The 20,136-nt window shown below is 45.7% G+C and carries 18 protein-coding genes; 8 read left to right on the plus strand and 10 right to left on the minus strand.

The window, feature by feature from the left end; all coding sequences use genetic code 11:
* From ENI34_04240 to ENI34_04280, 9 genes are all read right to left on the minus strand, one after another.
* Positions 1-2,495: hypothetical protein (locus ENI34_04240; protein HEC78337.1), on the minus strand; the 2,495-nt coding region annotated here is incomplete at its 3' end.
* Positions 2,496-2,827: 332 nt separating this feature from the next.
* Complete coding sequence (locus ENI34_04245; GenBank protein HEC78338.1) at positions 2,828-5,350, minus strand: hypothetical protein; 2,523 nt, start codon at positions 5,348-5,350, stop codon at positions 2,828-2,830.
* A 43-nt stretch (positions 5,351-5,393) separates the two neighbouring features.
* Entirely contained in the window at positions 5,394-6,368 is a 975-nt protein-coding gene (locus tag ENI34_04250; GenBank protein ID HEC78339.1) for a ketoacyl-ACP synthase III, read from the minus strand.
* On the minus strand, positions 6,365-7,333 hold the full coding sequence (gene plsX / locus ENI34_04255; GenBank protein HEC78340.1) for a phosphate acyltransferase PlsX: 969 nt from the start codon (positions 7,331-7,333) through the stop codon (positions 6,365-6,367). The genes ENI34_04250 and plsX overlap by 4 nt, the downstream gene beginning before the upstream one ends.
* Entirely contained in the window at positions 7,330-7,524 is a 195-nt protein-coding gene (locus ENI34_04260) for a 50S ribosomal protein L32 (protein ID HEC78341.1), read from the minus strand. The genes plsX and ENI34_04260 overlap by 4 nt, the downstream gene beginning before the upstream one ends.
* Before the next feature lie 37 nt (positions 7,525-7,561).
* The gene (locus tag ENI34_04265) at positions 7,562-9,361 is read right to left on the minus strand and encodes a methylaspartate mutase (GenBank protein ID HEC78342.1); all 1,800 of its coding nucleotides are present in this window, start codon (positions 9,359-9,361) and stop codon (positions 7,562-7,564) included.
* A complete protein-coding gene (locus ENI34_04270; GenBank protein ID HEC78343.1) occupies positions 9,324-9,644 on the minus strand; it encodes a hypothetical protein in 321 nt (106 codons plus the stop codon). Before ENI34_04270 ends, ENI34_04265 begins: the two co-directional genes overlap by 38 nt.
* Complete coding sequence (locus tag ENI34_04275) at positions 9,632-11,059, minus strand: glycine dehydrogenase subunit 2 (protein ID HEC78344.1); 1,428 nt, start codon at positions 11,057-11,059, stop codon at positions 9,632-9,634. Before ENI34_04275 ends, ENI34_04270 begins: the two co-directional genes overlap by 13 nt.
* A 14-nt stretch (positions 11,060-11,073) precedes the next feature.
* Positions 11,074-11,268, minus strand: a complete 195-nt coding sequence (locus ENI34_04280; protein ID HEC78345.1) for a cytosolic protein — start codon at positions 11,266-11,268, stop codon at positions 11,074-11,076.
* Between the two features lie 106 nt (positions 11,269-11,374).
* On the opposite strand from ENI34_04280, the gene ENI34_04285 reads away from it, so the two are divergent.
* A complete protein-coding gene (locus ENI34_04285; GenBank protein ID HEC78346.1) occupies positions 11,375-12,616 on the plus strand; it encodes a hypothetical protein in 1,242 nt (413 codons plus the stop codon).
* Between the two features lie 16 nt (positions 12,617-12,632).
* On the opposite strand, the gene ENI34_04290 is transcribed toward ENI34_04285, so the two are convergent.
* Positions 12,633-15,848 carry a peptidase gene (locus ENI34_04290; protein ID HEC78347.1) on the minus strand — a complete coding sequence of 1,072 codons (3,216 nt, stop codon included), beginning with the start codon at positions 15,846-15,848 and terminating at the stop codon, positions 12,633-12,635.
* A gap of 350 nt (positions 15,849-16,198) precedes the next feature.
* Between ENI34_04290 and ENI34_04295 the strand changes: the two genes are divergently transcribed.
* From ENI34_04295 to ENI34_04325, 7 genes are read left to right on the plus strand one after another with little or no spacing between them, the layout of a single operon-like run.
* Entirely contained in the window at positions 16,199-16,696 is a 498-nt protein-coding gene (locus tag ENI34_04295) for a hypothetical protein (protein ID HEC78348.1), read from the plus strand.
* Entirely contained in the window at positions 16,696-17,391 is a 696-nt protein-coding gene (locus ENI34_04300; GenBank protein HEC78349.1) for a biotin--[acetyl-CoA-carboxylase] ligase, read from the plus strand. Before ENI34_04295 ends, ENI34_04300 begins: the two co-directional genes overlap by 1 nt.
* Positions 17,385-18,134 (plus strand): type III pantothenate kinase, encoded by a 750-nt coding sequence (locus ENI34_04305; GenBank protein HEC78350.1) that lies wholly within the window; start codon positions 17,385-17,387, stop codon positions 18,132-18,134. Before ENI34_04300 ends, ENI34_04305 begins: the two co-directional genes overlap by 7 nt.
* Positions 18,088-18,543 carry a tRNA (adenosine(37)-N6)-threonylcarbamoyltransferase complex ATPase subunit type 1 TsaE gene (gene tsaE, locus ENI34_04310; GenBank protein ID HEC78351.1) on the plus strand — a complete coding sequence of 152 codons (456 nt, stop codon included), beginning with the start codon at positions 18,088-18,090 and terminating at the stop codon, positions 18,541-18,543. Before ENI34_04305 ends, tsaE begins: the two co-directional genes overlap by 47 nt.
* Positions 18,506-19,204 carry a tRNA (adenosine(37)-N6)-threonylcarbamoyltransferase complex dimerization subunit type 1 TsaB gene (tsaB, locus tag ENI34_04315; protein HEC78352.1) on the plus strand — a complete coding sequence of 233 codons (699 nt, stop codon included), beginning with the start codon at positions 18,506-18,508 and terminating at the stop codon, positions 19,202-19,204. Before tsaE ends, tsaB begins: the two co-directional genes overlap by 38 nt.
* Positions 19,167-19,613, plus strand: a complete 447-nt coding sequence (gene rimI, locus ENI34_04320; GenBank protein HEC78353.1) for a ribosomal-protein-alanine N-acetyltransferase — start codon at positions 19,167-19,169, stop codon at positions 19,611-19,613. The genes tsaB and rimI overlap by 38 nt, the downstream gene beginning before the upstream one ends.
* Complete coding sequence (locus ENI34_04325; protein ID HEC78354.1) at positions 19,610-20,131, plus strand: hypothetical protein; 522 nt, start codon at positions 19,610-19,612, stop codon at positions 20,129-20,131. Before rimI ends, ENI34_04325 begins: the two co-directional genes overlap by 4 nt.
* Positions 20,132-20,136: the final 5 nt, after the last annotated feature.

A 20,136-nucleotide genomic window follows, 5' to 3' on the forward strand; every position in this document is an offset into this window, starting at 1 on the left:
CCGGTATTCTCTAAGGTAACGACCAGATCCGCAGTCTCACCCGGATCCAAAATACCGTTGCCATTACCGTCGTTCGTCACAACCACATCCACAAAACCCAACACCGGTGCGTAAACCGTGACTGTAGGATGCGCCAGCCAGGTGCTGTCATTGATGTCATGGAATTCAAGATCAAAGTTTATTACATGTCCATCTGGACAATCATTGGTCACTGTAAACTGGTAATAGGGATTGGACAGGACGCTGTCATTCACCGGGATATCGCCGTACCAGCTGGAATCAGTCGTGAGTGAGGCATAGGGATCTGATTCCGTAAGATAACCGTAGACACTATAGGCGGTTTCACTTCCAATGTTCTTTGCCCAGACTCCCATGTCAATCGTTTCACCGGGATTGACCTGGCCGTTGCCGCCTGAATCATTAATTATTAAGGCGGCTAAGGAAACATAGGGACCTGACGCTGTCGTGACCATGGCATAGCCTTCGTAAGGAATATAGTTATGTTTGGTCACAGTTACATACATTGTGTCGCCCGGAGTGGTTGGTGCAATATCTAAGTTTGCATTTCCAGAAGCATTGGTATATGCTGAAACGTGCATTTCAGGTGATTGGTTGGGAATCCAGCAGCAGACGAGTGCGTTTTCCAAAGGACTTCCACCGTCCGTCACTGTAACTGTAAAAGTAGAGGAACCAGGATATACAATCGCATTGTGGCTTACCGTCATTGAGGCCGGGGCTTCGGTCCAGAGATCGAGCGATGGATCACCGAGCACATGATAGGCTTCGTAATAGTATTGTTTCAAAGAAGAACTGGAGTTGTACACGCCGTCGTACATACCATCTTCTGTAAACCTGCCGTGTTCGTATATTGAATCAACGTAGATTGCTTCATACCATTCGCGCTGCAGCCAATCGTCTTCATCCCAGTAAGTGGACGGGCAGGAACCATAATAAGCAACCGCACCACCGTTCTGTTTTCTGATCCATGATTCTCCTCCACAGGGATTGGTGTTTGAACCGAAGTTGTTTGCCAGACAACAATGGCCGGTTGCAATTGTGAGATAATCACCGTTGGTCAGCTGGTTCACTTCAGTAACAGTGAATTGGGGACCGTCGTGCCAGCCGTCATCACTGCCGTGGCCCGACATTGTGATCAGGATGCGTCCGTCATTTACATTATCAAAGACATCCTGGGTTGTCGCGCCATAGGTCGTCATATAGAGTTTATATGTGGTATAGCCGTTCGGATCCATAAATGTACTTGTACAATAATTGTGGGTTCCTTCGCTGACCGTGTAGTTGTCGACTCCAGCGCAGAAGGCATCTTCTTTGAACCAGCCGGCAGGCAGGTTTGCTTTTTCATATTTTAATATTTTGTCGACCTCGGTTGTGATATGGGTGGTGTTTTCACACGACAACCTGCCGTGAAAGATGTCAGGAAGATAACCCGTGCCGTCTGTTTCAGCATAATAGAGGTCGGTTACCCGACCCGAAGAACTGCCTGTCGGTGCGGGCATATAGCCGCCGTTGACGTCGCCGACCAGAAGAAGATATGTAGGAAGCGGAGATTGAGCGTCGATATAGCTTTCAATACCGCTCGGCGTCCAGGAACTGATGCTGTCCTGGTTCGCAACTTTTACCTTGAATCCTTTTTTCTTGAGCCAGTAAGCGAGATCATTGACTTCGTTCTGGAAATTATTATGGGTGATGATTAAATAATGAATTGGAAGCGGCAGGACACCGCGGTTCAGTTCTGTAAATAGATCATAATTTATGATTTTGTCTTTTAGAAAATCCTCAAATAAGGAAGAATAGTCTTTCAGGAACCTGATACGTGTTTTTGTTAGATCACCGCCGAGAAACTTCACCTTCAACTTGAGTCGTTTGAAGACCTTTATCCGCTTGGTCACGGGATTATACTGAACCGGCGTAATCATAAGCAGGTTCAGACGGTGACCACGCATGATATCATCATTTTCGATCTTGATGATCTCTTCAGGATAATATTGATTTGTGTTATAAACTTTTTCGTCGATTTCAAGAACCGGTTTCTGGCCCGGTACCTTAAGAACCGATGCCAGCGCCGGCATTACTCGATCAACAATACCGACTTCTGACAACTCGATTTCTTTGTACTCGGAACTTACCACTGTGATCTCCACCCGAGCGTCGAAAGGGACTCCGATCGTCTGTTTGATCGCGGGTAATTGTGGTTTTCCTATATCGCCCGTGTAATATGCATCAGGTAGACTGAAACGAACAAAGGTTTCGTTGGTCGTATTGAGCATTTTATCGGTGGTGATGGTGTTGACTTCCAGTCCTGTTATTGATATTTCAAGAGTCAGCCCTTCGGGCGTCGATGAAAGCAATCTTATTTCAGGCGCTGATTTGATACCGCTGTTATCTATCGGAATCCATCGGGCATAGAGGAGTGGGAAGGTGAATAACATCAAGATCAATAACAATATTCTACACTTTGGCAAACCCTGCTTCATAAGACCTCCTTTTAGTTTATGAAAACTTCAAGATAAATGAACTTAAAAATTGAGGGGTAATTATCACGAGATTTAAGTCTTTCTTCACCTTTTTCTTCTTTCTCCCGATTGATAAATAATTATCTCTCATTATTATAATATAATAACAAAAATTTCCTGTTTGTCAACCCTTTATTTCACCCTTGACCATTATGAGGAGGGGGGTCCAACAGGGGGGGTAAAAGCATAGGAGGTGTCTTATTGGACCTCCCTCCTAATCCTTATAATAAGTCAATATCGACCGAGTTTTTCTTACCTCTTTCTTATTAATTATAATAATTATTTATAATTTGTCAATAGAAATTTTTGTGGGATAACGCCCTCAGTTCGTTCTCCAGAAAAAGCTTGATTTCTCTGTTTTCCGGGTTCCTGAGGATTGCGGTCTTGAAATTTTCAATTACTTTTCTGAGATCACCTTTATTCTTATATACCAGCCCGTTCAAGAAATAATACTGCCCGGCCAAATAGTGTTCAATTTTTACTTCATCTTTGATGCCTTTAATCACGTCTTTGGGGTCGATTCTGTATCTCATAAGGCTTAAAAGATTTTTATGCCAGTTCTCTCTTTTCAGGGTTTTACCGGAAAAGAATTCAAGATAAGGACGGTCGTCTGTATTGATCTTTGCTCCTTTTGTGTATTTCTGCACAGCTTCTTCATCGAGCATTATGGATACCGCCAATAAATAGGGATCGTCGAGAAAGGGGTCGTTCAGCTCTTTTAATCGTTCTTTTAAAAGGGAGAAATCAATTATAATTTCTTCATCAGCCGCCACAAGTATGGCATGGGAATGAGCCAGCCATATCGTGGTATGGGGAAATACAGAAGAGAAGGTCTTTATCAGGATTTTAAACTCTTCTGGTGACAGTTTATGAAGCGGAAGGTATTGGCATATCACCCCGTCTCTGGAAAGGTGTTTTTTGCACAAATCAAAATATTCTTTTGTATACAGACTATTGCATCCCAGAATCGGGTGAGTCGGATCACAGGAGATGATGTCATATTTTCGGTCGGTAAGGAGGATGAAATTTCTTCCGTCAGCGGGGATGAAGTTTATCTTGGGGTTGTGCATGATTCCATGGTTGAATTGAGTGAAGAATGCCGCTGCTTCTTTCACCCCCGGACAGATTTCAACACAGTCCAGACATTCAGGCGTATGGGTGGCGACAGTGGAGGCGGTGATACCGATGCCGAAGCCCACGATCAATACATTTCGTGCCGATGGATTGATGATAAAGGGTAGATGCCCGAGCATCTTCACCACCTTTAAGGCGTCATAAGTGGTGCCGCAGACCGCGTTGTTGTTGACATAACACGCCCTGATACCGGTGAACTCATCCTCGGTTACGACCACGGTGCCGTCCCGGGTTTCTTTATAGTACAGAATTTTGTCGGAGCGCATACGTGAACGGAACAGGGAGGGAGGTAAGACCATTTGATTGCTGAATCCGATGAAGAAGATGAGGGTGACGATTACCAGGACAGAAGAAGGCACAAGCCAATATTTTGTTTTCTTCTCTTTTTTCGCCGTTGCGATTATTAAAAGAACAGCGGTTAAAAGATTAAGGCCGGCGATCAGAATGATACCCCTTATCACGCCGAAACAGGGGATAATGACGAAAGCGGCGCCCAGAGAACCGAGGATGGCGCCTGCTGTATTCATAAAATAAACCCAGCCGATACTCTTTGCCAGTTGTTGGACATTGCGGGTGTATATTCTGCAGATAAGGGGAAAACTGATGCCCATCAGCAGTGTCGGTAAGAACATAATTACAAAGGACAAAAACAACCCGGGAATTATGATCCGCAGCAGTGGTATCTCCAGAATCCCCCGAAACAGGAATAATAATCCCGGTATTCTGTTTAAAAAGAACCCCGTTATGATCGCGTAGATTGCGATTCCCGCCTGACAGATTATAAGAATCATAACCATTTCTTTTTTTTCGCTGAGGAATCTTCTGAAGAGAAAACTTCCAGAGGTTATTCCGGCAAGAAAGATAACGAGCACACTCGTAAAACTGTAAGTGGAGTTTGAAAGAAAGATGTGTAGGGAGCGCGTCCATAAGATTTCGTACGCCAGGCTGCAGAAGCCGGTGATACCGGCGATGATCAGCGAGAGTATTAAGATGCTGGATGGATACGGCGGTGTGGTCAACGGTTTTTTCTCTTTTTTTGTTGCAGTGGACGGCTGAGCGGAATTCTTTGCAAAAAACAAGGCGGCTGCTCCGATTATGAGATTGAGTGCGACTGCTGTAAAGAGTGTGATATTCTGGCCAAAATATCGAATGAGGAAGAAACCGGTTAAAGCTACGCCGATGATACTGCCGAGGGTATTGAAGCCGTAGAGCATACCAATTCCTTTTCCGATGTCTTTATACTTTCTTATGTATATCTTGCTCAGGACAGGTATGGTTCCTCCCATAAACATGGTGGGAATAAAGATTGTCATTGCTGCAAGGAGAGTCATCGTCGGGAAAGAGAGGAAGCCGGATTTAAATACGGCATGGATGGTTTTATAAAGAACCGGAAGGGTTTGAAACAGGAAAACGAGAAATAATGAATACACTCCGATCCCCAGTTCAAGAACGCCAAACAATTTCACCGGGTTGGCTGTTTTATCGGCTTTTTCCCCGAAATAGATGCTTCCCAGACCCAGGCCGGCCATGAATACCGATACGACGACCGCCACCGCGATGATCGTGGCGCCGAAGGTCAGTGAAAAGATTCGTATCCAGACCACTTCATAGATCAGTGCTGAGACACCGGATAAGAAACATAATGATAATAATAATGGATATGGAAGGGTTGATTTTTTCATTATCTGAAAAGAATAAAAGGTTTTAAAAAGAATTACAGAATTATCACCACTTCAAAAGTACGCCGCCCCAGGTGAAGCCGGCACCAAAGGCGACCATCAGAATGAGGTCTCCTTTTTTTATTCTACCGGCTTTATATGCTTCGTCGATACCCAGGGGTATGGATGCAGCCGAAGTGTTGCCGTAGCGATCCAGATTTATTCCGACCTTTTCCATCGGGATATTGAGTCTTTTTGCAGTCGCTTCAATAATTCTTATATTAGCCTGATGAGGAATGAGCAAAGCAATATCCTTGGGGTTTACATTTACTTTTTCCAGTGTTTTTATTGCTGATTCATACATTGCACGGACTGCGACTTTAAATACTTTATTCCCTTCCATCTTGAGATAATGGAGTTTTTCCTCGATCGTTTCGTGGGTGGGGCGCATTCTCGTACCACCGGCGGGCATATAGAGAAGGTCGCCGTATGAACCGTCTGCAGCGAAATATGTCGAAAGAATCCCCCGTTCTTCATCAGTTTTCTTGAAGAGAGCGGCACCGGCTGCATCACCGAAGAGGACGCAGGTGGAGCGGTCCGTATAATCGGTTATCTTCGTCAATTCCTCGGCGCCGATGACCAGAATGTTGTCGTATCCTGTTTTGATAAAGGCATCGACGATGGAAAGGCCGTAGAGCCAGCCTGTACATCCGGCGGATATATCAAAGGAGATGATTTTGGGTGCACCGATCTTCGCCTGGACCAGACATGCTGTAGACGGGAAGAACATATCCGGGGTTGCTGTTGCTACTATGATTGCACCGATGTCAGCGGGTTCGACATCGGCTGATTTGAGCGCCCTCTGTGCCGCCGCTGCGGCGAGATCACTCGTCGGCGCATCTTCTGCTGAAACCCTTCTTTCTTTTATGCCGGATCGTGTTCTGATCCATTCATCCGAAGTATCGACGATCTTTTCCAGATCAAAATTTGTCAATACTTTATCCGGCACACAGCTGCCTATTCCTGCAATATATGCGTTCATTTTTTGATTCTCTTTTTTATTTCTTCAATTATATTGAATTCAATACACGTTTTGGCTAACTTGATCGCATTTTTTAATGCATGGGAAGAAGAATGTCCGTGACAGACGATTACTACACCTTCGACTCCCAATAAGATTCCGCCTCCGTATTCTTCGTAGTTGAATTTTCCTTTCAGTTCTTCCACTGCAGGTTTGACGAGAAATTGACCGACCTTGCGGCGTGCCACTGCATCCACCTCTTCACGGAGCATGGACCAGATGCTGTCAATCATACCTTCTAAGAATTTAAGAATTACATTACCGGTGAATCCGTCGGTGACGATGACGTCGGCGAATCCTTTCATTATGTTGTTTCCTTCGATATTTCCGATGAAGTTCATCTTGCGATCCTGAAGCATCTGATATGCCCTTTGTCTCACTTCGTCGCCTTTTATCTGTTCACTGCCGATATTCAGAAGGGCGACACGCGGGTTTTCTTTATCAAGGGCGATCTCACTTAAAACCGAGCCCATCAGACCGTAATTATAATAATCTATCGCCTTGGGGTTGATATTGGAACCGACATCGAGCATTATCGAATAGCCGTTTTCCACAGGGAGTGTTATCGCCAACCCCGCCCGTGAAAGTCCCTCAATCTTTCCCAGAGAAACCATGCTGAATCCCAGGATGGCACCGGTATTGCCCGCACTCACAATCGCTTCAATCTCTTTCTTCTGAAGCAATTGCACCAGTATACCGAGTGAAGAGTTCTTCTTTTTACGGATTGCGACGGACGGAATTTCGTGCATCCCGATGACTTCGTCAGCCACCCGGAATTCAAATCCGAATTTCACCACTTCTTTTTCGTAATCTCCTGTGCCGCAGACCAGGAGATCACAGATTGTTTCTTCTTTCAGTAATCTGAGTGCCTCGAGTTCATTTTTCGGGGCTGAATCTGAACCCATCAGGTCAAAACCGATCTTCAAGATTTCTCCTCTTTCTCCTTCGGCAATACGACCACTTTATCTTTATAGTTTCCACAGTCCGGGCAGACCCTGTGAGGTAATTTCGGACCGTGACATTTTGGACACTTAGTATATTGCAGCGGTTTGATCTTATATTGTGAGCGTCTCTTATTTTTCCGCGCATGTGATTGCCGTCGTTTTGGAAGTGCCATTTAACCTCCTTTTTTCATAAATAAATTTTCTCTGACCCTATGTTTTAGGGTAGAGGGACATCGCCGTAAACCACTCATTTAAAACAGCCATTCGTTTCTTCTTATCCTCAGGCAGTCTCAACGGTCTGCCGCGGCAATCGATGATCAGCCCGACCAGACCACCTTTCACTGTCGTGGTCAGTGGTTTACCTTTACCTTCACCTACATTGAATCCTTTTTCCGGACGCAGGGTGATGTTCACTGTTTCGTCTTTTGCAAGAGGGAAGAGGACGATTTCGCCGTATTTGACGGTTCTTTCTTCACTCTTTCCTTCTTTATTTTCAATCGTGATCTTCAGGACATTGGCTCCTTCTTTTCCTTCACCGACAGGTGCGATGCAGGTACCTAAGGGGATAAGGCAATCTTTATTGAAGACCTCGGTCGCAGAACGTTCGTGGACGGTCGATAAGACCCCCAGGTGAGGCATCATAAAGATTGAATCGACCGCCAGGCGTGTTATTCCTTCGGGCAGGAATGCATCGATCATCATTAATGCAGCCTGGTTTCTGCGCGGGGCGTGTGAAAGGATACCGCCTGACCCGATAATGAGGTCGAGGGACATCAAATCGATCAGTGTTTCTCCGGTCATTGATTGGGAAAATGCATCTGATATTGTTCTCTCCTGCTGAACACCTTTCAGACCGACCGCCATTGATTTATGTTGTTCAAACGCCAACCTCAGTGCTTCCCGGGCGATCGCCTGTTCGATCTTCAGATCTTCCAGGGCGCTGGGAATCGTGGTCGGACGAATCATCTTATTCCTGATTCTGTTGCGTAAACTTCGTTCCTCGATATCATGGGGCAGCCACCGCTGGATGTTTTCGATTCCCGCTTCAGCGAGTACATTGCTGATCGAATACGACATCCCGAGATTCGCACTTACTGTCCGGTTGAAGATACCCTGGAATACAGAAAAGACATCGGTCGTCGCGCCGCCGATGTCGACTCCTATGGCGGCGATCTTTTCTTTTTTCGCGACGGTCTCTACGAGAAGTCCTACTGCGCCGGGCGTGGGCATGATCGGAACGTCGGTCATATTCATCAGTTTCTTGTAACCGGGGGCATGCGCCATAACATGTTCCATGAACTGGTCGTGAATTTTATGGCGGGCGGGATTGAGATTTTCCCGTTCGAGAACAGGCCTTAAATTTTCTACAATCACCAGGGCGGTCTTTTCTTTCAAAGTTTTGAGAATTATTTCGCGGGCATCCTTGTTGCCTGCGTATATTACGGGCAGCTGATAACCCGTACCGAATCTCGGTCTGGGATCTGCGGCTTTGATCAATTCAGCCAGCTCCACGACATGTGAAACCGTACCACCGTCTATTCCGCCGGAGAGAAGAATCATATCAGGTCGTAGATTTCTGATCCGTTCGATCTTTTCATGAGGAAGTCTGCCGTCGTTTGAGGCGATTACATCCATAACGATCGCTCCGGCACCAAGGGCGGCGCGTGCCGCACTCTCCGCGGTCATCGTCAGGACGACTCCGGCGACCATCATCTGAAGCCCGCCGCCGGCAGAAGAGGTGGAAACATAAAAATCGACTCCTTCTTTATCCTTGACCCCTTTTACGATATTCTCTCCGTCCAGCAGTTTTACATTCGAAAGTTCTTCCACTTCACGAACTGCATTCAGAACTCCTTTCGTCACATCTTCATACGGAGCTTCGACCGTGGTGGGAGCTTCACCCCGGACAACCAATCGGTACTCTTCACCTCTTTTTTCTATTAATATCGCCTTGGTGGTTGTGCTGCCACAATCAGTGGCGAGAATTCTTTTTGGCTCTTTTTGATTCATTCCTTGCCTCCTCAAGCCGTTCAATCTCACATATCAATGCCTCGATATTTTCTCTGTCTTCCAGCATAGCTGTTATTTCTTCATATTCCCGATATGAAAATAATGCCCGGTAAAACGGCTGCATAAAGATCATAAGCTGATTCCCCAGAAATGTCAGGGGCTTTGATGATTCTAAAAAGACGATCGCCACAGGCGCCAGTCGATAATCGACTATCTTCTGAGCAATCTTATTTATTAAAAAGGTTTTTCTTTCTTCAGTTACTTTGAATTCTACTTCTTCCATCTTAATTTCAATTCCTTGATCGCCTTCACTTCATCAAGGCGTCTTACAGGGGTATTGTGCGGCGCGGACTTCAGCAGTTCAGGATTCTCTTCAGCCTCCTTGCGGATTTTTTTCATTGTCGCGATGAATCCATCAAGGGATTCTTTTGATTCACTGTCAGTGGGTTCAATCATCAGGGCTTCACTGACAATAAGCGGGAAATATATTGTCGGCGCGTGGAATCCGTAATCGAGCAAACGTTTCGCAACATCGAGTGTTTTTACACCGTATTCTTTCAGTTCTTTTCCAGAGAGTACTCCTTCATGCATGCAGAGGTCTGTATAGGGAAGAAAGTAATCGTCTTTGAGCGAAGCTATTACATAATTTGCATTTAAAATGGCGGATTTGGAGATCTGTTTGAGTCCCTGCTCGCCGATTATTCTCAGAAAGATATAGGCACGCACCATAATCAGAAAATTTCCGTAGAATGTCTGAACCTTGCCGATCGTATCAGGAAGGTCGTAGTTTAAACGGTACTGGCCGTTCTCCTTTTCAATGATCGGCACCGGAAGGAACGGCTTCAATGTGCTGGTTACCGCCACTGGACCTGAACCAGGGCCGCCGCCGCCATGAGGGGTTGAAAAGGTTTTGTGGAGATTGAAGTGAACTGCATCGAAACCCAGGTCTCCGGGACGGGTGATTCCGAGTAAGGCGTTCAGATTTGCTCCATCAAGATAGACCAGGCCGCCTTTCTGGTGGATGATTTCCGTGATCTTCTTCACATTCTTTTCAAAGAGCCCCAGGGTGTTCGGATTGGTCAACATCAGCCCGGCGACTTCTTCATTCATCAACTGATTCAGTTTCTCCATGTCCACAAGCCCCTGTTCGTCTGAAGGGAGCTTTATCGGTTGGAATCCGGAAAAATTCACACTTGCAGGATTCGTACCATGGGCAGAGTCTGGAATCAGAACATATTTTCTCTCTTCCTGTTTCTTCTTAAAATAAGCCTTGAAGATACTTATTGCAGTGAACTCGCCCTGGGCACCGGCAGCCGGCTGGAGTGTAATCCCTTCTAAATTGACGATCTTTTTCAGATATTCACCGAGTTCATACATCAATTTCAGGGCGCCCTGAACAGTCTTCTCGGGCTGAAGCGGATGGATGGCGGTGAAACCGTTCAGCCTGACCAGTTCTTCATTGATCTTGGGGTTATACTTCATGGTGCAGGAACCGAGAGGATAGAGGGCTTTATCGACGTGGTGATTCAATATCGAAAGATTGATGAAGTGCCTGACTATTTCAGGTTCACTCACTTCAGGAAGCTCAGCCGGAACACTGCGTCGAAATCTTTCGGAAATCTTTTCTTCGGGAAGATCGCACTGAGGCAGTGAATAACCTTTTCTCCCTGGTTTTGAAATCTCAAATATCAGTTCCATATAATTCCTTTGAGTTATCCCTGGTGGAGTTTGACGAAACGGGCAAAGGAGCGGTCGTATGTTTTTTCGACATCGTCGGGAAAACAGCAGGCCGGCAGTTCGTTCATGCTCAGATGGTATCTGAGACACTCACAGCATCTTCCTTTTCTTGAACACGGTTCATAAGTGCAATTGCACCCTTTTAAATTTTTATTTTTATCGCAATCCATAACTGTTATTATATTTATAAATGGGCTGATGTCAACCGATTTTCAAACCGAACTTTCTGTAAAAATTGACAAAGATGAAATATTCGTTATAATCAGATGAGAAAAAATGGAAAGAATCAAAGAAAGAGCATTCACCCTCTTATTGTCCAATAAAAAAGAAGGATACAGCAGGCATTTTAAACGGAACTACTTCTATTTTGCGCCTGATGAAATGCACTATCACCAGTGGTTCTGGGATTCCTGCTTTCACATTATTGTAATGACTCAATTCAAAGTGGAACTGGCGATCAGGGAGTTTGAGACCTTGCTCTCCTGCCAGACCGACGACGGTTTTATTCCCCATATCATATTCTGGAAATGGCGGTTGATGGATGTATTTCAGTATTTCAAGTCCTGGCGTAAAGAAATTCATCCTCGATATCGCTTCTTTACCGCGGAAATACAGCCTCCGGTGATCGGTATCGCCTTAAAGAGAATCTATGATAAGACCGGCAGTATTGAATTTCTGAAGAAATATCTTCCCCGCGTGCAGAAATATTTTGATTATCTTAAGGAGAAGCGTGATCTTGATAAGAACTCATTGATTTCAGTCATTACACCGATGGAGTCGGGTATGGATATGGCTCCGCAATTCGACATACCCTTTGGTAATTATGACAACAGTCCAGCCGTGACCAAAGGCAGGATCGGTGCGGTGCTCGGTGAGTACAGGAAAGTCAAGTGGGATATCCAGCGGATCTTTGAACTCGATCTTTTCAATTTCGAGGATGTCGCGGTCAACACGATCTACGCCCTTTCTTTAGAGTGCCTGGCTGAGTTATGGTCGCTTCTGGACAAGAAGGAGGCGGAGAGGGTAAGGAGACATTATCGTCAGGTAAGGGAGAAGATTCTTGATAAATACTGGGATGAAGAACATAAGATATTCTATGGCCGTTATCATAAGGGTGGTAAAGAATATCGCGTACGGATAAAGACGATTTCGTCGCTCTTTCCTCTGTGCCTGGATATTCCGGAAGAGTATGTGGACCGTCTTATAGAACATATGACCGACAAGAATGAATTCTGGCTCGATTATCCCATTCCATCAGTGGCAAAAGATGAGGAGTCATTCGGTCCCCTTACTGACACCCGTTATATCTGGCGGGGAACAACATGGATTAATACAAATTGGTTCATCGCTAAAGGGCTGTTGCGCCACGGCAGAAAAGAGTTGTATGAAAAATTAAAGAGCAAAACCCTTGAACTTATTGATAAACATGGTTTTTGTGAATACTACGATCCGTTTACCGGCGACCCCGGCGAAGCGATGCGTAATTTCGGCTGGTCGACCCTTGCGGCTGATATATAAGGATTTTTTTTGGTAGTTATCCCAGTCTTTCCGGCAATTTCAGTTTGGGCCGTTTTCCGAACTTAGGTTTTCTGGGCGGTCTCTTTCTCATCAGTTTCAGACATTCCTGTATTCCACGTGCCAATTGCGGGTCACGACCCTTTACATGATCCTGAGGTTTGATTTCGACTTCGATGTCCGGGTCTGTGCCGTAGTTTTCCACTCCCCAGCCTACATCAAAGAACCAGAAGGAATACTCTGGTTGGGTGGTCAAACCGCCGTCAGAGAGGTTGTAATAGGGGGAGATGCCGATGACGCCGCCCCAGGTGCGTTTGCCGATTAGCGGTCCGATCTTGTAGAGTTTGAATGCATGACTGAATATATCTCCGTCAGAGCCCGCATATTCATTGGTGATGCAGACTATGGGTCCTAATACGGATTCATAAGGGTAAGGATGGGGTTGTCCCCAGCGATTGACGTCGTAAGCGATTCTTTTACGTGCAAGTTTCTCCAGGAGCAGTTCTGAGACATGACCGCCGCGATTGAATCTGACATCGACGATCAGACCGGGATACTGGATTTCGCTGAGAAAATAGCGGTGGAATTCGGCGAAACCGAATGGCCCCATATCAGGAATATGTACATAACCGATTCTGTTTCCGCTCAGTCTGTGGACTTTTTCTCTGTTCATCTCCACCCAGTCGCGGTACCGGGCACCTGTTTCGTCACTCAACGGTTTTACAGTGAATGTCTTCTGGCCTTTACGGTTTTGTTTCGCTATCGTGAGTAGAATTTCAGTATCGGCGCGGTTCACGAGGAGTTCTTCAGGCAGGGTCTTTTTATTCACCCTCTTACCCTGGATCGCAATCAAAAGGTCTCCTTCTTTGATATCAAGACCGGGTGCGCACAGTGGCGAAGTTTTTCCTTTTTCCCAGGGATCTCCTTTTACGATGTTGATGATACGATAGGCGTCTCTTTTTTTGTCGTAAATGAAGTCCGCTCCTAAAAATCCTTGTCTGTATGCAGGAGGTTGTCGATAATCACCTCCCCATTCATAGGCATGCGAGGTGCCGAGTTCTCCCTGCATCTCCCAGATGAGGTCGGAGAATTCAGAACGGGTGCTTATTCTTTCAAGCAGGGGAAGATACCTTTTGTATATTTTGTTCCAGTCCACACCTGACATATCCTTTACCCAGAAGTGGTCACGCTGGAGCCGCCAGACATCGCGGTACATCTGCCGCCATTCATTTATCGGCTCCACCAGCACCTTTATTCTGGCGAGGTCGAGCCAGCCGCTCTTCGGACCTACTGGTTTTTTCGGAAGTTTTTCATCCACCTTTTCAACGGGTTTTATCACACGCAATTGGTTTTTTGCGCGGTAGATGAGGATTTCACCGTTTCTTGAAACCTTGAAGTCACTGATACCGGTCGTTATCACACCGCTTTTCTGCTCGATGAAGTCGTAGAACTTCAAGGTTCCGTTGTTCGACGGTTCTTCGGATATCCATTGTTTTATACCGCCCTCTATGGGATAGGTGGAGAAGAGGACTTTGTTCTTTATTCCCCATATTTGGCCATAGTTCCCTGCCGGCAGGGGAAGGGGGATGATACGGTCTTTTATACCTTTCAACTCGATTTCGATCTTCGGTGTACCTTTCTTCTTTTTCATTGAGGCTTTGTCGGGCATCGGCATGTCAAGTCCCACCGGTGCGATCTGAGTGTAGGTGAATGGGGCGGGTGTTTCTTTTTTTAAAATCACGATATAAGGTTTTATGTTTGCGGGAAAACTCAATTCGAATTGCATCGTATCGTAGACCGGGTCAAAATGGCGGTTGGAAAGGAAATAGAGATATCTGCCCTCAGGGTCGAAACTCGGTGAGAAGTCGTGAAGTACGGTTCTGGTTACGGGATAGGTTTTTTTACTCTTTATGTGGCACACCTTTATACAGGATGTGTGTTCAGAATCAGGAAAACTGTAAGCCAGCCAGTTTCCGTCCGGAGCCCAGGCGATATCCTGGATGCGGGAGTATTTACTCTGATCGATGATCACCCGTTTTCTCGACTGGAGATCAACGAGGATCAATTCATTACGGTGATTGGTCAGTGCGACGACCGGTTTTTGCGGTGACGGTTCAAGTTCGATCGGTCTGCCGATGTCAAGAAGGGGCAGGGTTTCGGGTTTTTTGTTTGCTTCGGGATAGTGGATCTGAAGGACGTCTTCTCCTTTTTCATCGGTTACCACGATGAATCTTTTTTCGTCATGCAGCCACTTACCGAGGCGGTACCTTGCTTTGATGTCACCGCCGTTTTGAGTGACCGGTCCTTCCCAGGTGGGCATTGAGAAGACCTTACCGCGGCTCGTTACGGAAACACTCTTTCCCTGCGGATGGATTGAATAATCTTCAAGATATTTCGAGGCATCGACGAATTTGCGATTGGTCTGTATCCGGGGGCCGTGGTATTCGATCTCGACTTTTTTACTTGTCTTTAGATCAGTGTAGTAGATATAGATATCACCGCCTGCGTGGTAAACGATATTTTTCCCGTCGGTCGTTGCATTACGGACGTAAAATGTAGTATGATTGGTATGGCGTTGAAGCTGTTTGCCTTCAGGTGTGCACGAGTAAATATTACCGATACCTTCGTGGTCGCAGATAAAGTATATTCTTTTACCGATCCACATAGGTGCGGCGAAATTCCCTTTGAGTTCGATCAGTTTTTTGAAATTACCGGTGCCGTTTTTGTCGATCCAGAGCACACCGGCGGTTCCGCCCCGATATCGTTTCCACCGTGCCGGGTCAGCAGTATGTCTGCCGATGACCACGCCTTTTTCTGGTCCGTAGGAGATCTGGGTCGCCGGACCTACAGAAATCAATTTCGGAAAGTCTTTTTCCCGGCTCACTGAATAGATGTACATCGTTCTTGGATACCACTGTTTGGTGTTGCTGGCGAAGAGAATTCTTTTGCTGTCCTTGGTCCATCCCACGACCGTACATTGGGCGCCCGTGAAGGTCAGTCTTACGGCGGTACCGCCGTTCGCCTCCATACAATAAACTTCGGGGTTTCCTTCTTCCCGGCCGATGAATGCGACGTACTTACCGTCCGGTGAAATGAAGGGATGGCTCACTTCCCCCAGATTCGAGGTCAATCGGCGGGCAATACCACCCTTAATTGACACGGTCCAGAGGTCATCTTCACAGACAAAGATAAGTTTATCTTTATTAATTGTTGGAAAACGATAATATCCTTGCATTATAACTCCTTGGTGTCATAATTATAACTATAATTTCAATAAATTCAAGTGGGCATCGAACTGACTCCCCTCTACTTTTTTCGTTTTTATTTAAAGACCCTTCTTCTCCGTCATTGCTTCGTTACACTCAGGACAACGTCTGAGTTTGCCTTCTTTCTCTGTCATTCTGAGTGAAACGAAGAATCTTTATCAGTCATTAGTCATTGAGATTCTTCAGTCGTCTGCTTCGGGCAGACTCCTTCAGAATGACAAAAGAGCGGGCAGAGGGATGATAAAAAAATGGAGAGGAGTCAGGGCATCGAATGCTTGACACTCTGTCTATTTAGTATAAACTACCATAAGGAGGATATATGAAGAAATTTTTGATGGCGGGTATCGCCATATTTATCATCGGTTGCGGTGGTGAGGCGTTTATTGAGGTGGGTGCAACAGACGGTGCACTTGACGGCACTCTGGGCGACCTGGTGATGCGGGTGCTCCAGATTGATATCCCTGAAGAGGGTTCTTATACAACGATCTGGAATACCGGCAAAGAGATTACCGTTGGTGTTCTATCATCTGATTTTGTCAGTATTACCGACGGGGTTCTGTCGATTCCTCCAGGTACCTACAGTAATATCAGATTGACGATCGACTCCCTGCGGTATGTGAGTGATTCCACGGTGATGCTTATTGACACCGCTTATACTTTCACCGCCGATGCCTTTACGCCGATACTCATCGACGAGAATGATGAATTGACACTCGTTGTGAATATCAACAGTGCCGCCTGGTTCGACCCTGATTCCATGGTTTTGATCGGAGAACCTTTTGATCAAGCCGCCCTGCGGATCTATTATCAGTATTGATGATCAAAAAGATCATAAGGTTTAAAGAGGTCTCTTCTACGCAGGACACCGCCAGGAGATTTTTTCATAAAAAAGAAGAGGTGGCGGTTTCTTCGCTCCGTCAAAAAAAAGGACGGGGCAGGCAGGGGAGATCCTGGTCTTCACCTGCAGGTGGTATATATTTATCATTACTGCTCTTCCCTGAAAGGCGGTTCACCTCGATCCCCCTTCTCGCCGCCTTCACGATTGTCAAGGTTTTGGAGGATTACGGTTTTTCGAAGATTTCGATTCTCTGGCCCAATGATGTATTACTCAACAACAAGAAGGTATGTGGAATCATCTGTGAACAGTTCAAGACTTCTTTGATCTGCGGCATAGGTTTGAATGTTAATATCGATAAATTCCCCGCAGGATTGGAACATGCTACATCTTTAATGATCGAGGCAGGCAGGGAATTTGACCTTGACGAACTCCTTAATCATATTATAGGAAGATTCAATCCCCTTTATCAGGAGCTTCAGGATAAGGGCATCAAGATTAAAGAGGTGTTGAACTATCTCGCCGGATTGGGTGAGTCTGTCGAACTTGTTACAAAGAAGGGAGTGATTAAAGGAACGGTCTATGATATTGACGACGATTGGTCACTGCTCTTAAGGGATTCATCAGGGATGATTCGCAGATTCTATTATGGAGATGTAAGGCGGTTACTATGGTAGCAGCCGTTGACATCGGAAATTCGAATATCCACTGCGGTCTGTTTCGGGGCCGGAGATTGAGAAAGAAAATAGTTTATCCCTTAATACATAAGAATGTTGTTAACAAGGTGATCAGGGAATTAAGGCGTGAAGAGATAAAAGGTGCGGCGATCTCTTCAGTCGTTCCTTCGTTTACGTATCGGTTTGCAAAACTCCTGCAGCATAATTTCGGTGTTCTTCCGATCATTGTTTCCGCAAAGACCGCCTCTTTTTTAAAATTTGATTATTATCGACCTGAGACACTGGGTGCCGACCGTATCGCCAATGCGGTCGGCGGTTTGGTACGCTACAGAAAGAACTTGATTATCATCGATTTCGGTACGGCCGTAACTTTTGATGTCGTGCTGCGAAACGGCAGATACCTGGGCGGCATTATTGTCCCCGGCGCCCTTGCTTCCCTTGATTCCCTGGTGAGACAGACCGCCCTTTTAAAGCCGGTCCCCTATAAAGAAAGGGCGACTCTTATCGGTCGAAGCACAGAGGAATGCATTCAGTCAGGGATTTTTAACGGAACCGTGGCGATGGTCAGCGGACTTGTCCGCCAGATAAAGAGACGAATGAAAAAGAGATTTTTGTGTGTTGCAACAGGCGGCTGGGGTGAAAGAGCGGCTCGTCGGATCCAGGAGATAGACTGTTTTTATTCAAATCTATGTCTCAATGGAATTATGGAGATATATTATTATAATGTCGAGAAAAGGAGATAAATTCATTACTGAATCGGTTGAGGAGACAATAGCGCTCGGCAAAGAAGTCGCACAGCGGCTGAACCCGGGTGATGTCGTATACCTTTACGGAGAACTGGGCAGCGGCAAGACCGTTTTTGTGAAAGGCGTTTGCCAGGGGCTCGAGGTCGATGATGAAATCACCAGCCCGAGTTTTGTCATTGCTACGGAATATCACGGTCGCCTGCCTGTTTCGCATATTGATCTCTACCGCCTCGACCCGATTGATGTACTGGATATGCATATTGAGGAATATTTCAGCAAAAGCGGGGTCACGCTGATTGAATGGGCTGATCGTTTGAAAAGAAAAGGCGGAGAAGGAATGCATATCAAGATAAGGATAACAGGTCCGAATAGAAGGGAGTTTGAAATTGAAGATTCTCGGCATTGAGACATCATCACCGTTGTTCTCTCTCTGCGTGACCGACGATGAAACTCTGATATATGAAGTCATAAAGAACCGGGAGATGGATGCGAAGACCAGGGATGCCGAATTCTTTCTCGAGGCGCAGAAGATTTTTCGCACTTTCGGTGGTGAAATCAAAGTGATCGTGGTGAGTATCGGTCCGGGGATGTTTACTTCTTTAAGAATCGGGCTCAGTCTGGCAAAGGCACTGGCATTCACCCACGACATTCCCATCGTCGCGGTGAACACCCTCGATATCATCGGTATACCGCTGTCGTTTTTACAGACTCCTGTTCTTGCAGCCATTAATGCATACCATCAGGAACTCTATGCAGCACAATACAGGAACGGAGAGCGTATCCTGGATTATATGCTCACCACGGCAACGGAACTCAACGGGCTCATTCAGGAACAGACCCTGGTCGTGGGGTCTGGTGTCGACCTCTTCAAAAAGGTGTATCCGTCCGGGAATGCGAAGTTTGAGTTAATTGAAGGAGGGTTCAATATACCGCTTGCATCAAATGCTGTCAGACTGGCTCTGCCGCGTATCAGTGCCAAAGAATACGACAATCCGGAAACCATTGAACCTTTTTATATAAAAAAGACCGATGCAGAGAGGAATTATAATAAGACGCATGGAACTTAGTGACCTGGATGGGGTATATAATTTAGAAAGAAAATTATTCCCCAATCCATGGCCCAAGTCGTTTTTTGAAACCGATCTTAAGTCGAAAAACAGCATCGGTTTTGTCGCGGAATACGAGGGTTCAATTATCGGCTATTCAATGGCGTCGTATGACGACGGTAAATTTCATATTACGAATATCGCTGTGGACCGCGAATTCCAGCGTCAGGGTATTGCATCAAAACTGATGCATATCCTTGAGGATCTTGCCCTGGGAAGGGGTTGTTATTATGCCTATCTTGAGGTGAGGATTGATAATAGCGCAGCGATAAACTTATACCGAAGTCTCGGTTATGAAATAGCATACAAACGGAACAATTATTATATTGACGGCGATGACGCCTATGTTATGGAAAAGGAGTTGAAATGAGTTTTATATTAAGCCTTTTACTCTTTTCCGGTTTGAATCTTTATTTTCTGAAAGATTCATCCGATTTATTGGTGAAGATTCAGCCTTCCATCGGGGCTGAAGAGTTGACTTTATATTACAGCTTTTCGGGTACAGACTGGGATTCAGTGGAGGTAAGTGATGAAACCGGTGAATTCGTTACGGTGCTTAAATCTCCGGAGGAACTCAATGTTGTCGGGCTTTACTTTGTTTATAAAGATGGGGCGATTGATGACAATAATGGAGAACTTTATCTTTTCGAAGTTAAAAAGTCCCCCAGGTTCTTGCTGCCTTTTTCACTGAATGATCTCGAAGTGATGATCGGTCAGGCGCGCAAGAAAATTGTTTCGGGCTCTCATGTTGATGAAGCGGTCATGTTGCTCGACTACATTGATCAGATGCTGAAAATCGTACCGGTGATAAAAAATTCACCGAATGAATTGAAACGGAATATTTTAAGGGTGGAGGCTGAAAAACTGCGGGCGCAGCTTCTGAGATAAACAGG

This window comes from candidate division WOR-3 bacterium, from assembly GCA_011052815.1.
Taxonomy (GTDB): Bacteria; Hydrothermota; Tepidihabitantia; order SM23-42; family SM23-42; genus DRIG01.

What these genes read in the sequence shown, in the direction of transcription:
- ENI34_04245 (HEC78338.1), bottom strand. Translation starts at nt 5,350, where the DNA reads ATGAAAAAATCAACCCTTCCATATCCATTATTATTATCATTATGTTTC.
- ENI34_04250 (HEC78339.1), bottom strand. Translation starts at nt 6,368, where the DNA reads ATGAACGCATATATTGCAGGAATAGGCAGCTGTGTGCCGGATAAAGTA.
- ENI34_04260 (HEC78341.1), bottom strand. Translation starts at nt 7,524, where the DNA reads ATGGCACTTCCAAAACGACGGCAATCACATGCGCGGAAAAATAAGAGA.
- ENI34_04265 (HEC78342.1), bottom strand. Translation starts at nt 9,361, where the DNA reads ATGAATCAAAAAGAGCCAAAAAGAATTCTCGCCACTGATTGTGGCAGC.
- ENI34_04270 (HEC78343.1), bottom strand. Translation starts at nt 9,644, where the DNA reads ATGGAAGAAGTAGAATTCAAAGTAACTGAAGAAAGAAAAACCTTTTTA.
- ENI34_04275 (HEC78344.1), bottom strand. Translation starts at nt 11,059, where the DNA reads ATGGAACTGATATTTGAGATTTCAAAACCAGGGAGAAAAGGTTATTCA.
- ENI34_04280 (HEC78345.1), bottom strand. Translation starts at nt 11,268, where the DNA reads ATGGATTGCGATAAAAATAAAAATTTAAAAGGGTGCAATTGCACTTAT.
- ENI34_04285 (HEC78346.1), top strand. Translation starts at nt 11,375, where the DNA reads ATGGAAAGAATCAAAGAAAGAGCATTCACCCTCTTATTGTCCAATAAA.
- ENI34_04290 (HEC78347.1), bottom strand. Translation starts at nt 15,848, where the DNA reads ATGCAAGGATATTATCGTTTTCCAACAATTAATAAAGATAAACTTATC.
- ENI34_04295 (HEC78348.1), top strand. Translation starts at nt 16,199, where the DNA reads ATGAAGAAATTTTTGATGGCGGGTATCGCCATATTTATCATCGGTTGC.
- ENI34_04300 (HEC78349.1), top strand. Translation starts at nt 16,696, where the DNA reads ATGATCAAAAAGATCATAAGGTTTAAAGAGGTCTCTTCTACGCAGGAC.
- ENI34_04305 (HEC78350.1), top strand. Translation starts at nt 17,385, where the DNA reads ATGGTAGCAGCCGTTGACATCGGAAATTCGAATATCCACTGCGGTCTG.
- tsaE (HEC78351.1), top strand. Translation starts at nt 18,088, where the DNA reads ATGGAATTATGGAGATATATTATTATAATGTCGAGAAAAGGAGATAAA.
- rimI (HEC78353.1), top strand. Translation starts at nt 19,167, where the DNA reads ATGCAGAGAGGAATTATAATAAGACGCATGGAACTTAGTGACCTGGAT.
- ENI34_04325 (HEC78354.1), top strand. Translation starts at nt 19,610, where the DNA reads ATGAGTTTTATATTAAGCCTTTTACTCTTTTCCGGTTTGAATCTTTAT.